Here is a 13,913-nt window from a genome sequence, read left to right on the forward strand (position 1 = left end):
GCTTGTTGCAAGTTGTTTGCTCTCGCGGCGTCGGCGCGCGCGTGTAATTTATTATGTCGAGGAAATGTTTCAATGCAGGAAGCTAAAGTTGATGGCGGGTATGTAAAGTTTGTCAATCTGTTCAAATTGTCTGATCTTGAACAAGCGCTGTTGCCCTACAAGAATACCGTTCGTTATGACGAGGTGATCCGTTATTACTTTGCCTGTGTCGGTTTGCTCGACTCGCCACGGCTCTTGCAACCACTCGCGCTGTTAAAGCGGGCGCTTGGAGAGTTCGACGGGCATCGGGTGCGACGTGAAGTTGAAAAAGCACCTGCGCCGAGCCCGAAGACGGAAACAGCGCCCGATCTTTCAGAAATCAGCGCCAGGGTCAGCGACTTCGAGTCGCGGCTGAACTACAGCGTTGAACTGATGAAAACACCTGCTACGCAGGTGCCGAAGATCCTGCACTTCGTCTGGCTGGGTGGCGGAGTCGGTGAAATCCAGCGCGATTACATCAATGTCTGGAAACAGGTATTGGCCGGTCAGGGTTATCAGATCAACGTCTGGTATGACAGTGATGCGTTGCTGGCCTGGCAGGCCAATCGCTTGATGGTCGAGGCGGCCAAGGCGGACGCCATGGAGCACGGGGGCGTCGACAGCCTCTCCGACAAGGTTTTGGGCGAAATGTATGTCGCCCGCGCTATCGCTTTGAAGCAACAGATGAGCGAACACATTGATGCGGCGGTTGCGAGAGGCGAATCCGCCGATGAAGCAAGATTGCAGTTGTTGAACCGTGCTTATGGGCAGAACGTTCAGGATTTAAGAGCGTTGAAAGCAAAGAACCGTGAAAGTATCGATGCGCTGGTCGGAGGTAATATTCGAGTGCGCGATCTGGCGGGTTCGGAAATACCTTTGAAGTTGCGGGATGTTTACCAGCGGGAAATGCGCATGCGGGGCAACCTGGCGGCTGCGTCGGATATCGTAAGAGCAGAGGTCTTGCACTTCGAAGGTGGCAGCTACAGCGATGTTGATAATTTGCCGCCGTTGCTGAAGGAAATTGCAGGTATCGATATCAGCGACTTTGGTGCTGATGCGCGCCTCGGTGTCTTGCAGTTGATGCTGGATCAGAATCCCGACTGGATGCCCGGTCGACAGGCGCTACGGGGGCGGTACAGAGACAAGCTGCTGCAAATACCCGAAGAGCATCGCCCGGTGCTGCAGGCGTTTGCCAAAAGCCGGCCGCTTTTGACTCAGGTGTTTCAGCCTCCGCAGGATCTGCTTGTCCGACCGTATGCGCTGCGCGCAGTGGCAATGGAAAACACGATCAGCAATGCCTACATGATGGCTCATGCCGGTTCGGCGGTACTTGAGTCCGTGCTCAAGCGCTTCAGGTTCAACTACGAACTGCTCGATGACACCACCCGGTTGGCCATTGAAAGAGGTATCAGACTTCAAGAGCATGAAGCGATGAGTACGCTGGCCAATGAAGTGCTGGAACGATCTTACGGGCCTTTGGTTGAGTTGCCGGGAATGGAGTCCCTTTTTGCGGCTTATCTGGCGGATGCCGTTGCCGGATACCACAACGAAGGTATCCGTCCGGGAAACGAGGGGACGATCTATTTGACCGGGCCCGTCGGAATCAAGGATGGCACCAGCGATTTCGAAAAAACATTTTTAACGCCCGAAGGGGCGCAGGCGTCACGGCGGGAAATGGCCATCGCACCTCTGCAGACGGTCAATCAGGTCACTGAAGAGGAGCTGGATCACTCCTGGAAAGAAAACGAAACCGATACCCGAAAGTGGCTCGATACCGAACAGCAAAGCTGGCGCGACGGCCGATACAAAACCCGCTACGCCGGGAATGTCGCCGAATTGCTCAAGCAGACCACCGTCGAATTCGAACTCGGCTGGCCACTGGTCGAAGGACGTCATGTCCTGAATACCGAGCTGTTGCAGCGTATGGCTGATCACCTCGGGGAACCGTTTACCAAAGCGATGATGAGCGGCCATGATGGGCCGGTCGTGTTCGCCGACCGATTGCCGCTGAGCTTCGATGATCGTCAGGCCATACGTCATCAGGACACTCGCCTGCGGCCACCGGCATTCCCGAAAAATCCGATTGCCCAGAGTATCGCGCTGGATGAACTGCTGATCGGGCTGGGTACCCGTTCCTGGCAACTCGCGCAGCTCAACCCGCTGCAGCGTTTGACGATCGGCGCGTTGCTGGGCGCCGATTCACTGGATGCCCAGAGCTTTGCCGCCCTGAACGGTGCGCTGGACAATCTGATCAACAGCGTCAGTGAGCGCGGTACGTCCGGGCGTTACGCGGTAATTGAACAGCAGCTCTATCAGCACCGGGCACCTGCGTTCATGGCAGGCATGTCCAGTGTGGGTGATGAATTGCCCGCACATTCGGTCAACGCACTCAGCCTGAAAAAGAACGCGCTGGCCAACGCTGCGACGCTGTTTGACTGGGGGCGCCGGGTAGCGCAGATCCAGCGGCTGGCCACTCAGGAGCATCGCGATCAAATCCAGGAGCGGGCGGAGCAGGTGCTCAATCAGTTCGCGGTCGGCACCGTCAAACTGGTGCCTCAGGATTTGTTGATGCACGGGCTGGGTGATACCGCGGCCGGGCGCTGTTTTCCGCTGGCGCTGGCAATGAGTGCCGCCCTCACGCAGGGTGAGGGTGAGACCCGACAGTTGCGCGAGCGATTCTATCTGGCGGTGCTTGAGCCGGAGCATTCGGACTCGAAGGCGTTTCTGGCCGCGCTGGAGGAAATGCGTGGCGTGAACGCCGCAGAGGTGGGCACGGCGCTGGGGCGGGTCGATCTGGATAACATGGTCGCGACTCTCGAGGCGTCCGCGGGGCCTCGAACCCTGATGCTCAACTCGGACAACCACTCGATGCTGGTGGCCCGGACCGTAAACGGGAGTACGGCCGTTTACCACTTCTACGATCCGAACTTCGGCCTGTTCGAATTCGACAGCCCGGCGACCTTCCGGATGGCCCTGAAGCAATTTTTCAAGAACACGCATATCGCCCGTCATTATGCCGTGTACGGCAAACCCGGCCGACCCCAGTTCGATCTGATCGATGTGCAAGGCGAAAAGGTTGCCGCCCTGAACCTGTCGAACGGCATCAAGGTAAGTCAGTTGCTCAGGGATGAACCGCTGCCGGACAAACCGTTCAGGTCCGTTCGCCAAAGGGTGAACAGCGCTCACGGTCGATCGCTCATGGACAATTCGCGCCTGGGCAGTGCATTGCTGTCTTCAGAAAATGACTGGTGGGCCGAGCAGATTGCCGACGTCACTGCACGCTTGCAGGAGGGCCATGAGTCGGTCACTCCACTGGTGCCGTTGTTCGACTCGCTGGAGGTGACCCCTGAAGGCGGTTACCGGGTACACATGCTCGACCCGCAAAGTGGCGAGACGGTCGCCGTGGTCACCAGCCGGGATGATCGCCTGCTGCGGATCAGGAATTACCTGACGGATCTGTTTTCGACGCTGGGGCACAAACCTGCGACCGGCGCGGTGGTGGATCCGACAGAGGCGGCGGCCGTGCACACGCTCAATGCCGGTTTTGCGGTACAGGCGCTGATGAATGCATTGCGCGGGCGCGAGGGTGAAGATCGCACTGTGAGCACCGCGGTGCAGTGGCATGCCTACGTCAACTACGCACAGCTGGTGCATGGCAACGTGGTCGATGCGGCGGGGCTGATCGGCCTGGTGCAAGCCGCATTGCGTGATGAAAAGCTGATCGCCCGCACCAGTGCGAAAGTGGTCGGCGAAGCGCTTGAGCCGTTGACCGGCAGAACCCTCGGCGCGGTGGCCGGGCATGTGGCCAACGAGGGTGTCGGCGCGGTGCTGGGTCTGGCGAATGTCGGCTTTGATATCTATCAGTTGGCGAATGCCCGCAACGATGTCGAGACCGCCACCTACGCCACCCAGCTGACGTTCGACGCCAGCAGTCTGGCCCTGACCGCTGCGGGACTTGGCGCAGCGGCCGCTGGCGCGGGTACGGCGGCTGCGGTGCTGGGAGGCGCCGGGGTGATTCTCGGAGGGCTGGCCGTCGGCGTGACTGCGCTGGCGCAGAATTTTGCGACCATCGCTGAAGAAGCGAAGGCGGTCGGACTGTTTTTCGCGGAGCTTGAGCAGGCACATCACGGCGCCGGATTTCACTACAGCGACGAGCAAGGTGCCTGGTTGCCGCGACCGTCGCTGATCATCAACGGACTGGATCTGAGCACCGGCAAACTGCTGATCGACAGTTCCCGGCTGTATCCGCTGCGTGATCATTTCGGTGTGCCGGACTTCGAGGTCGATTACCCGCGAGCCATCCACCTCAGTAAAGAGCTTGGCTACCCCGCCGAAATGACGTTCGCACCATCGGCGGAGCAGGCCATTGTCCTGCCGTGCACGCCGCTCACTTGCTACGGCTACGAGTACCAGATCCTGCCGTTTTCATCGCAACGCCACGACAAGGGTTTCGACATTGCCCGGCGTCTGGAGAAGAAAAAAACGGACGGCCAATGGCTGTTCCTGTTTTCGTTCTACTCGTTCCCCAGCCATTACATTGTTCATCGGATGTACCCCGATTATCGCCCGACCGAGATCAGCATCACGCTCGATGCACAGGCGCGCAAACTGGTTGTGCCGGTGATTCCCAAGCCCTGGCACGAGCAGATCAGTTATCGGATTCAGGGTGGGGGAGGCGCTTGTACGCTGGTGCTCAATCCAGGTGTCAACGTCGAACTGGTGTCCGTGGGGGCGCAAAAGAACCGCTGGATCATCGTCGCACCCTGGGCCCGAGAGTCGGAGATCGTGTTCAGCCAGGACGGGCAGTTCAGTGTCAAAGGCTGCCAGTTCAAGGTGACGGCGAACAGTGCGCCGGAGATCTCCCTGCTGATCGAAAATGGCCGGCTCTTCAGGATCGCCGGCGGCAAACGGCACGAGCTGGAGCTGCTGCAGGAACAGGCACCCAAAGGGCTGGATGACCAGACCCTGCAGGATCATCTGCAAGCGCTGGCACGGGCGCATCGACTGGCGCTGCGCTATACGCCGATCCTCAACTACCGGGTTCCTTTTGAAAACCCCAAGGCGCCGCGTTACACCAACGGCTGGTACGACGCCGCGGAGGATCGGGTCCTCTATATCCGCAATGATGAAGTGTTCGACGATGAGGGATTGTTCTCGGTGGTCACCGGCGGCTCGGCGTTTTTCCATGATCCGAGTGGCTACGATATCTGCCAGGTCGATGCCGACACCGGGCTGCTCAGCCATCGTTATCGATTGATCTTCCGGCACAAGGGCGCGAGCTCGATTCGTAGTGTTGACGCCGATGGCCAGGGTGTCGTCCATGTGGTGCAGGAATATACGTATGAAGACGGCACGTTTGAGCGCCTCAACTACCTGATACACCAAGGTGAGCTGTGGTTGAGTTCGATCACTCGCGGGCTTGAACCGACTTACGCGGCGCTGTTCGATGACAGCAAAAGTCTGGCAGATTGGGCTCCGGTGCTGGGTGATCGGGCGAAGCGCATGCCGGTTCATGCGGACAAAGGCTATGCCACGGTCGACTGGCAGTTCGCGCCTTATGTTTCGGTCTGCTGGATGATTGAAGAGAACGAGCGGGACATGGCCTGGGTCCGTACCCGTGACAACCTGATCGTGCGCCCGGTACCGCGACGTCACCATGCGCGCGCCTGGCCCGATTCGATCCAGAACCTGAACGAGCTGATGCTGCTGACGCCGGCCGATGACGGCGACGTGTTTGTCATTTACGACCGACCGTTCCAGAGCCTGTGCCGGGTGCAGCGCACTGTGGCGCAGGAGCAGAATCAATGGTCGCACCGCTGGGTGCAACCCGAGCGCCTGAAGCAGGTGACGGCTGAGCACAATGGCTATCAGGCCCGCACCGAGGACGGGTTGTCATTCGGGATCGGCGCTGATGGTGAGCTGCATTTTGCCGGCCTGGCAGAACCCTGGCTCAAGGGACGCAAGCAATGGTGGCTGGCGCTCGACGCCATTGCCCGGCAATACGCCGTCGAGCAATTCCCGATTGTCGGCATTGCCAATGCTGCCGGGGATGCGCGCTTGCACGCCTGGTACGTGGACAACCGCTTGTTGTTGTGTGAAGCGCAGCAGACGCAGCTCCGGTTGCTGGGCATGACACCGGACAATCAGTCGGCATGGCTGTTCGAGCCCGAGAGTGGTGAGGTCTGGCGCCAGACGTTTATCGATCCGCAACATCTGCAGTCGGCATTCGGAGAAGGCACGCAGTTGCTGCAGACCCGGATGCTGACCAGGCCAGAACGACTCTGGACGGCGTGGCGCTTTGCCGATGTGCGGGTCGACGGTGCGGGTCTCGTGGGCACGACGGGCGAAGGTGTCGTGCTGCAACTGGAGCATCAGGAGCCACCGCAGATCATCGGTGTGCAACAGAATTGGCTGGCGGCCCATGGCGAACATCTGATCAGCGACTTGCAGGCCTTGCTGGCGAACGAAGCGCATCGTCCGTTCATTTCGATCGGCGCACAGGACGCCAGTGTGCAGTGGTACATCGCTGACAGCGCGCGGCTGGTTCAGATCCCCGCTGCCGACCTGCCGCAGGATTACCAGCTGCTGGGAACCCGGCGGCATGCCGATGTCTTGCTGCATGAGCCGCAGGATCGAGTTGTGCAGGGTTATCCGAGCCTGCGCCAGATCAAGCCGCTGGATTACGTCCAGCGCACGGGTGACGTGCTGGTGCTCGAAGGACGGGTGGATGCCTACGATCTTCTGCCGGTGATCCCGGACGATGTGCGCACGCTCGTTTTGCGGGTAGGGCGCGGTGCGATGAAATGGCACCTGTCGGAGGCGCTCATGCGCAAGCTCGACTCGCTGGTAGTGGACTGTCGTTATCCGCTGGGGGGCCGCCCGTTGGTCCTGAGCCGATTGATCCTGACGCTGACTGTCCCTCAGAAGCTCGAAGTGGCGATGGTCGAGGATCATCTGGTACTGATCGACCCCGACAGTGAGCACTGCGTGCTGGTGCGCAATGCGGATGCGTCAGATCCCTCGCAGCGGGGCGATGCGATGCTTGAGGTCAATGGCCTGCGTCCGTGCCAGGTGTCGACGCTGGTTCGCTGGCTGAAGGCGCGCAAGGAAGGCGCCGAGGGCTTGACGCTGAAAGCGTTGATCGATCAGGCGGATGCGAAGAAAGCCGTCGAGTCGGCGGGTTGACGGTCCGCGGTCACTGACGAAAAAAGACCGCCGACGTTACCGTCGGCGGTCTTTTCGTTTCCGGGTTCAAGGCACCAGATAGCCTTTGACCCCGGTAAAGATGATCTGCGCCGCCAATGCGCACACGAACAACCCCATCAGGCGGCTGACGATCTGCAAACCCTGATCGCCGAGAATGCGTTCGATGCGGTTCGACAAGTAAAGCACCACGCCCACCGTGAAGCTGGCGAGGGCGATACTCATGATCGCGAACAGCTTGTCGTCCCAGTGCGGCTGGCTGACGCCCATCACCAATAGCGCACCGATGGTCCCGGGGCCGACGGTCAGCGGAATGGTCAGCGGGACGATCGTCACGTCTTGCTGCACGTTGTCGGTCTGCACGGCCGACTTGCCTTGCGCCATGCCCAGCGCCGAAATGAACAGCACGCTGCCGGCGCCGATGCGGAAGGCGTCCACCGTGATGCCGAACACATCGAAAATCACCCGCCCGAACAGATACAGCAACACGCTCGAGACCAGCGTGGCGACCGCCACTTTCCAGGCCAGACGGCGCTGTTCCTTGCGCGAGTAACCGCGGGTCAGACTGATGAAGCAGGACAACACGAAGAACGGGCTGTAGAGCACCAGCATCTTCAGGTAAACACTGAATAACACGTGGAGCATGGCGCGGGCTCGCTGGCGGGGAAAGTCGGGGGAGTCTAACAGGCGCTATCGTGTCTGTCGGCTCACGACGGTTGCGTCGTCGCGCGGTTCTGTTGATCACGCTGGGCCACCCAGTGCTCGATCAGCTCACGCAGTTGCGACAGCTCCACCGGTTTGGCCATGTGCCCGTCCATCCCGGCCTGACGCGCGCGTTCCTTGTGCTCGGCGAGGATGTGCGCGGTCAGCGCCACGATCGGCGTGCGGATGCGCTGATTGCCGACTTCCCAGGCCCGCAGTTGCTGGGTGGCGGAGAAACCGTCGAGGATCGGCATTTCACAGTCCATCAGCACCAGGTCGTAACGCTGGGCTTTCATCGCCTGCAAGGCTTCTTCGCCGTTGCTGGCGGTGTCCGGCTGCAAGTTGAGCTTGCCGAGCATGCCCCGGATCACCTTGGTCGAAATCGTGTTGTCTTCGGCCACCAGAATGCGGAAATCGCTCGGCACCTTGACCGGCGCAGCGGGACTCGCGACCTGTGGCTGGAACACCACCTGGCCACGGTTGCGCTGGTTGAGTTCGTCGGCGAGCGTGGTCTTGAGCGTATAGCCGGCCACCGGTTTGGCCAGGATGCGCTTGATCCCCGAGTTGCGCGCGATGATCTTGCTCGGCGCATTGCTGATGCCGGTGAGCATGATCAGCAGGATGTCGTGGTTCAGGCTCGGGTCTTCCTTGATCTTGGCGGCCAGTTGCATGCCGGTCATGCCGGGCATGTTCTGGTCGAGCAGGACCACGTCGAAGTAATCACGCAAATGCGCCTTGGTGCGCAGCAGGGCCAGCGCTTCCTTGCCCGACGGCACGGCGCTCACGTTCAGGCCCCAGGCGCTGCATTGCTGCACCAGCACCTTGCGGCAGGTGTCGTTGTCGTCGACCACCAGCACGCGTGCGCCTTGCAGCGGGCTGTCGAGGTCCGAGGTCGGATGCTCCAGGCGATCAGGGTCCAGCGGCAGGGTCAGCCACAGCGTGCTGCCCTGGCTGGCGCCGCTCTTGATGCCGAACTCGCCCTGCATCAAACGGATCAATTGGCGGGCGATCACCAGACCGAGGTTGCCGCCCAGACGGTTGGCCGACAGGAAGTGCTTGCTGTGCAACTCGGCGTGCATCAGCGCGTCGCGTTCTTCCTGATCCATCGGCTGGCCGCTGTCCTGCACGGCAATGCGCAGGCGTGGCCCGGCGCTGCGTTCGTCGAGGGCGACGACTACCAGCACTTCGCCTTCTTCGGTTTTCTTCAGGGCGTTTTCCAGCAGGCTCAGCAACGTCTGGCGCAGGCGCGTCGGGTCGCCACTGATGACCCGTGGCACTTGCGGCTGGATAAAACTGATCAGCTCGACGTTCTGCTGTTCGGCCTTGGCGCGGTAGATGCTCAGGCAATCGTCGATCAGGGCGTTGAGGTCGAACTGCACGTCGTCGAGTTCGATCTGCCCGGACTCGAGCCTCGAGATGTCGAGGATCTCGTTGATCAGGGTCAGCAGTTCGTTACCGGCGCTGTGGATGGTTTGCACGTAATCGCGTTGCTTGACCGACAGTGGCGTGCCGAGCAGCAGTTCGGTCATGCCCAGTACGCCGTTCATGGGCGTGCGGATTTCGTGGCTGATCTTGGCCAGGAATTCGGCCTTGGCGTTGATCTCGGCGTTGCTCGCCGCGAGGTCGCGGCTGATGCTGAAACGGCTTTCGGTGATGCTGCGCTGACGCTCGCCGAGGGCGATGCTCATCAGCAGGCCACTGATACAGATGAAACCCATCAGGGTCATGATCAGGCCTTGCGGCGCGACCAGGGTCAGCCCCAGCAAGGCCGGAAGGATGATCAGCGTGCCGATGTTGAACACCACCATCGCGGCGACGAACAAGCGGGCAGGGCGGTAGCCTTTCTGCCAGTGATAGAACGCCACCAGCAACATGCTCAGCCCGGCGAGAGCCACAAGCGCGTAAGTGATGATGTTCAGCGGCAGGGTGTTGACGAACAACAGCAGCAGGCTGCAGATCACGATGAACAGGATGTCGCCGATCAACAGCTTGTTCAGCGGATGCGGGCCGAGCGGCGCGAAGAAGCGGTAGGCGAACATCAGGCCGGCCGGTGCAGTCAGCAGCAGGGCCAGATAGGCGCCGGGGGTCTGGATCGCATGCCAGTTCGGCAGCCACGGGCCGGCGAGGTTGAGCAACAGCAACAGGCTCAGGCTCAACAGGCCTTCACACACCGCGAGCCACAGGCTGCTGCGCGAGCGGGTGTAGGCGTAGCGGATCAGGTTGTGCAGGATCAGCATCGCCAGACAGCCGAACAGCAGGCCGTAGATCAGCGTCTGGTTGTGATTGGCCGCGGCCATCACTGCCGATTGCAGGGTGATGTACGGGCGCAACTGGTGATCGGAGACCAGTCGCAGGTAAACGTCGAGGGGCTTGTCGCTCTGCGGCAACGGCAGCATGAAATCGCTGCTGGGCAGCGGTCGCTCTACCTGGGGCTGGGTGGTGCCGGTGTCGCGTTGTTCGATCAGGCGATCGCCGTCGAGGACATACAGATTGAGGTGCGACAGGTCGGGGGCGAAGATCCGCAGCACTTGTTCGTGCTTGCCGGGCGCCAGCCTGAAGCGCAGCCACAAGGCGCCATCGGGTTCGGCCGCGGTGAGGCGGTCAAGCTCGATAGGGCTGAATTGATTGGTGTAGCGGGCGGAGCGGATGTCGCTCAGCTGGAGGTTGCCCTGATCGTCAATCAATACCGACCAGCCACTGCCTTGCGCGGCCTGGGCCGGGAGCATGCAGAGCAAGGTCAACAGCGTGACGGTGAAGCCTATGGCAATCCTGAGCCAGCGCACGGCGAAATCCCTTCGTAGGTTGATGCCAGAATATAACGATGCGCAGCGTCGGAACAGTCCGGCAAGGGCGATGAGCCCCTGCCGGAAACACAGCGTAGCTTATTACTGAGACTCACCGCGTTCACGGGCAATGGCGCGGTAGCCAATGTCGGTGCGGTAGAAGCAGCCTTCCCAGTCGATGGCCTTGGCCAGTTTGTAGGCCTGCTCCTGCGCAGCGCCAACGCTGGCGCCCATGGCAGTGGCGCAAAGCACCCGACCACCGGCCGTCACGACCTTGCCGTCCTTGAGCGCAGTACCGGCGTGGAAGACCTTGCCTTCCAGTGCGGCGGCTGCGTCCAGACCGTTGATCGGCGCGCCCTTGGCGTAGTCGCCCGGGTAACCGCCGGCGGCCAGCACGATGCCGACGCTCGGACGTGGATCCCACTGCGCTTCAACCTTGTCCAGCGCTTGCGCCAGTGCCGCTTCGACCAGCAGCACCAGGCTCGATTGCAGACGCAGCATCACCGGTTGGGTTTCCGGATCGCCGAAACGGCAGTTGAACTCGATGACCTTCGGATTGCCGGCCTTGTCGATCATCAGGCCGGCGTACAGGAAACCGGTGTAGACGTTGCCTTCGTCGGCCATGCCGCGCACGGTCGGCCAGATCACCTGGTCCATCACGCGCTGGTGCACGTCGGCGGTGACCACTGGTGCAGGGGAGTAAGCACCCATGCCGCCGGTGTTCGGGCCGCTGTCGCCGTCGCCGACGCGTTTGTGGTCCTGGCTGGTGGCCATCGGCAGAACGTTCTTGCCGTCGACCATGACGATGAAGCTGGCTTCTTCGCCGTCGAGGAATTCTTCGATGACAACGCGCGAACCGGCGTCGCCAAAGGAATTGCCGGCAAGCATGTCGCGCACGGCGTCTTCGGCTTCGGCCAAAGTCATGGCGACGATCACGCCTTTACCGGCGGCCAGGCCGTCGGCCTTGATCACGATCGGTGCGCCTTTTTCACGCAGGTAAGCCAGGGCCGGCTCGATCTCGGTGAAGTTCTGGTAGTCGGCGGTCGGGATCTTGTGGCGAGCCAGGAAATCCTTGGTGAAGGCTTTCGAGCCTTCCAGCTGCGCGGCGCCAGCGGTCGGACCGAAGCAATCCAGGCCACGGGAGCGGAACAGGTCGACGACGCCGGCCACCAATGGCACTTCCGGACCGACGATGGTCAGGGAAACGTTTTTCTCGGCGAAGTCGGCCAGTTGCTCGAGGGCCAGCACGTCGATGGCGACGTTTTCGCACTTGGCTTCAATCGCGGTGCCGGCGTTGCCCGGTGCGACGAAAACTTTCTGCACACGCGGATCCTGAGCCACTTTCCAGGCCAGGGCGTGTTCGCGGCCACCGCTGCCAATGATCAAAACATTCATTTCAAAAACCTCGGATGACGCTAATTCTGTGGGGGCTGATCGTTCCCACGCTCTGCGTGGGAATGCCTCAACGGACGCTCTGCGTCCGAGGGACGCAGAGCGTCCCGGGCTACGTACCCACGCAGAGCGTGGGCACGATCAAGCAGGAAAATCAGTGACGGAAATGACGCATTCCCGTGAACACCATGGCAATGCCGGCTTCGTCGGCAGCAGCAATCACTTCAGCATCACGCATCGAACCACCCGGCTGGATCACCGCAGTGATACCGACCTTGGCCGCGTTGTCCAGACCGTCGCGGAACGGGAAGAACGCGTCCGATGCCATTACCGAACCAGCCACTTGCAGACCGGCGTGCTCAGCCTTGATCGCCGCGATACGCGCGGAGTTCACGCGGCTCATCTGGCCGGCGCCGACACCGATGGTCTGACGGTTCTTGGCGTAGACGATGGCGTTGGATTTGACGAACTTGGCCACTTTCCAGGCGAAGATCAGGTCGTGGACTTCCTGTTCGGTCGGGGCGCGCTTGGTCACCACTTTCAGGTCGTCGGCGCCGATCATGCCAATGTCGCGGCTCTGTACCAGCAGACCGCCGTTGACGCGCTTGTAGTCCCAGGCCGGAACGCGATCGGCCGACCACTCGCCGCAGGCCAGCAGGCGCACGTTGGCCTTGGCTGCAACAATGGCGCGGGCTTCTTCGCTGACGCTTGGGGCGATGATCACTTCAACGAACTGACGCTCGACGATCGCCTTGGCGGTCTCGGCATCCAGTTCACGGTTGAAGGCGATGATGCCGCCGAACGCCGATTCGGTGTCAGTGGCGTAGGCCAGTTCGTAGGCCTGGCGGATACCGCCTTCGGCGTCCGGGCTCACGGCCACGCCGCACGGGTTGGCGTGCTTGACGATCACACAGGCCGGTTTGACGAAGCTCTTCACGCATTCCAGCGCGGCGTCGGTGTCGGCCACGTTGTTGTACGACAGTTCTTTGCCTTGCAGTTGGGTCGCGGTGGCGATGCCGACTTCGGCAGGCTTGGCTTCAACGTAGAACGCAGCGCTCTGGTGCGGGTTCTCGCCGTAGCGCATTTCCTGGGCCTTGATGAACTGGCTGTTGAAGGTGCGCGGGAATTCGCTGCGACCTTCGGTGCTGAGGGTGTCAGCGGCCTGGTTCACAGTGCCCATGTAGTTGGCGATCATGCCGTCGTAGGCAGCGGTGTGTTCGAACGCCTTGAGCATCAGGTCGAAACGCTGAGCGTAGGTCAGGCCGCCGACCTTGAGGTTTTCCAGGACGTTGGCGTAATCGCTGGCATTCACCACGATGGCCACGTCTTTGTGGTTTTTCGCCGCCGAACGGACCATGGTCGGGCCGCCGATGTCGATGTTCTCGATGGCGGTCGGCAGGTCGCAGCCTGGCTTGCTGATGGTGGCTTCGAACGGGTACAGGTTGACCGCCACCAGATCGATCGGCTTGATGCCGTGCTCGTTCATGATCGCGTCGTCGGTACCGCGACGACCGAGGATCCCGCCGTGGATTTTCGGGTGCAGGGTTTTCACCCGACCGTCCATCATCTCTGCGAAACCGGTGTAATCCGCGACTTCCACTGCGGCCACGCCGTTGTCCTGCAGCAGTTTGAAGGTCCCGCCGGTGGAAAGGATTTCCACGCCCAGGGCTTCCAGCTCCCTGGCGAATTCGAGGATCCCGGTCTTGTCGGAAACACTGATCAAGGCGCGGCGGATCGGCAGGCGGGTAGTCTGGTCGGTCATCTCAATTTCCATCAAAAGCAAGGGAAGTCAGCAAAAAAGGCGACCGGTTTTAC

At 61.1% G+C, this 13,913-nt stretch carries 5 protein-coding genes; 1 reads left to right on the forward strand and 4 read right to left on the reverse strand.

The window, feature by feature from the left end; genetic code table 11:
- The first annotated feature begins 72 nt into the window (after positions 1–72).
- Positions 73–7,203, forward strand: a complete 7,131-nt coding sequence (locus AC0R79_RS04235) for a TcdA/TcdB pore-forming domain-containing protein (protein WP_474733347.1) — start codon at positions 73–75, stop codon at positions 7,201–7,203.
- Positions 7,204–7,269: 66 nt separating this feature from the next.
- Here AC0R79_RS04235 and AC0R79_RS04240 read toward each other — a convergent pair whose 3' ends face one another.
- The 4 genes from AC0R79_RS04240 to purH all read right to left on the reverse strand — a co-directional run bounded on the left by AC0R79_RS04240 (position 7,270) and on the right by purH (position 13,860).
- Positions 7,270–7,866, reverse strand: coding sequence for a MarC family protein (locus AC0R79_RS04240; protein ID WP_007951032.1), 597 nt, complete (start codon positions 7,864–7,866; stop codon positions 7,270–7,272).
- 62 nt (positions 7,867–7,928) lie between these two features.
- Positions 7,929–10,706 (reverse strand): hybrid sensor histidine kinase/response regulator, encoded by a 2,778-nt coding sequence (locus tag AC0R79_RS04245; protein WP_474733350.1) that lies wholly within the window; start codon positions 10,704–10,706, stop codon positions 7,929–7,931.
- Positions 10,707–10,808: 102 nt separating this feature from the next.
- Positions 10,809–12,101: a phosphoribosylamine--glycine ligase gene (purD, locus tag AC0R79_RS04250; RefSeq protein WP_127796798.1), complete on the reverse strand. Its 1,293-nt coding sequence runs from the start codon at positions 12,099–12,101 to the stop codon at positions 10,809–10,811.
- A 151-nt stretch (positions 12,102–12,252) separates the two neighbouring features.
- Positions 12,253–13,860, reverse strand: coding sequence for a bifunctional phosphoribosylaminoimidazolecarboxamide formyltransferase/IMP cyclohydrolase (gene purH / locus AC0R79_RS04255; protein ID WP_474733352.1), 1,608 nt, complete (start codon positions 13,858–13,860; stop codon positions 12,253–12,255).
- Positions 13,861–13,913: the final 53 nt, after the last annotated feature.

This window comes from Pseudomonas sp. HD57-3 (genome assembly GCF_056113135.1).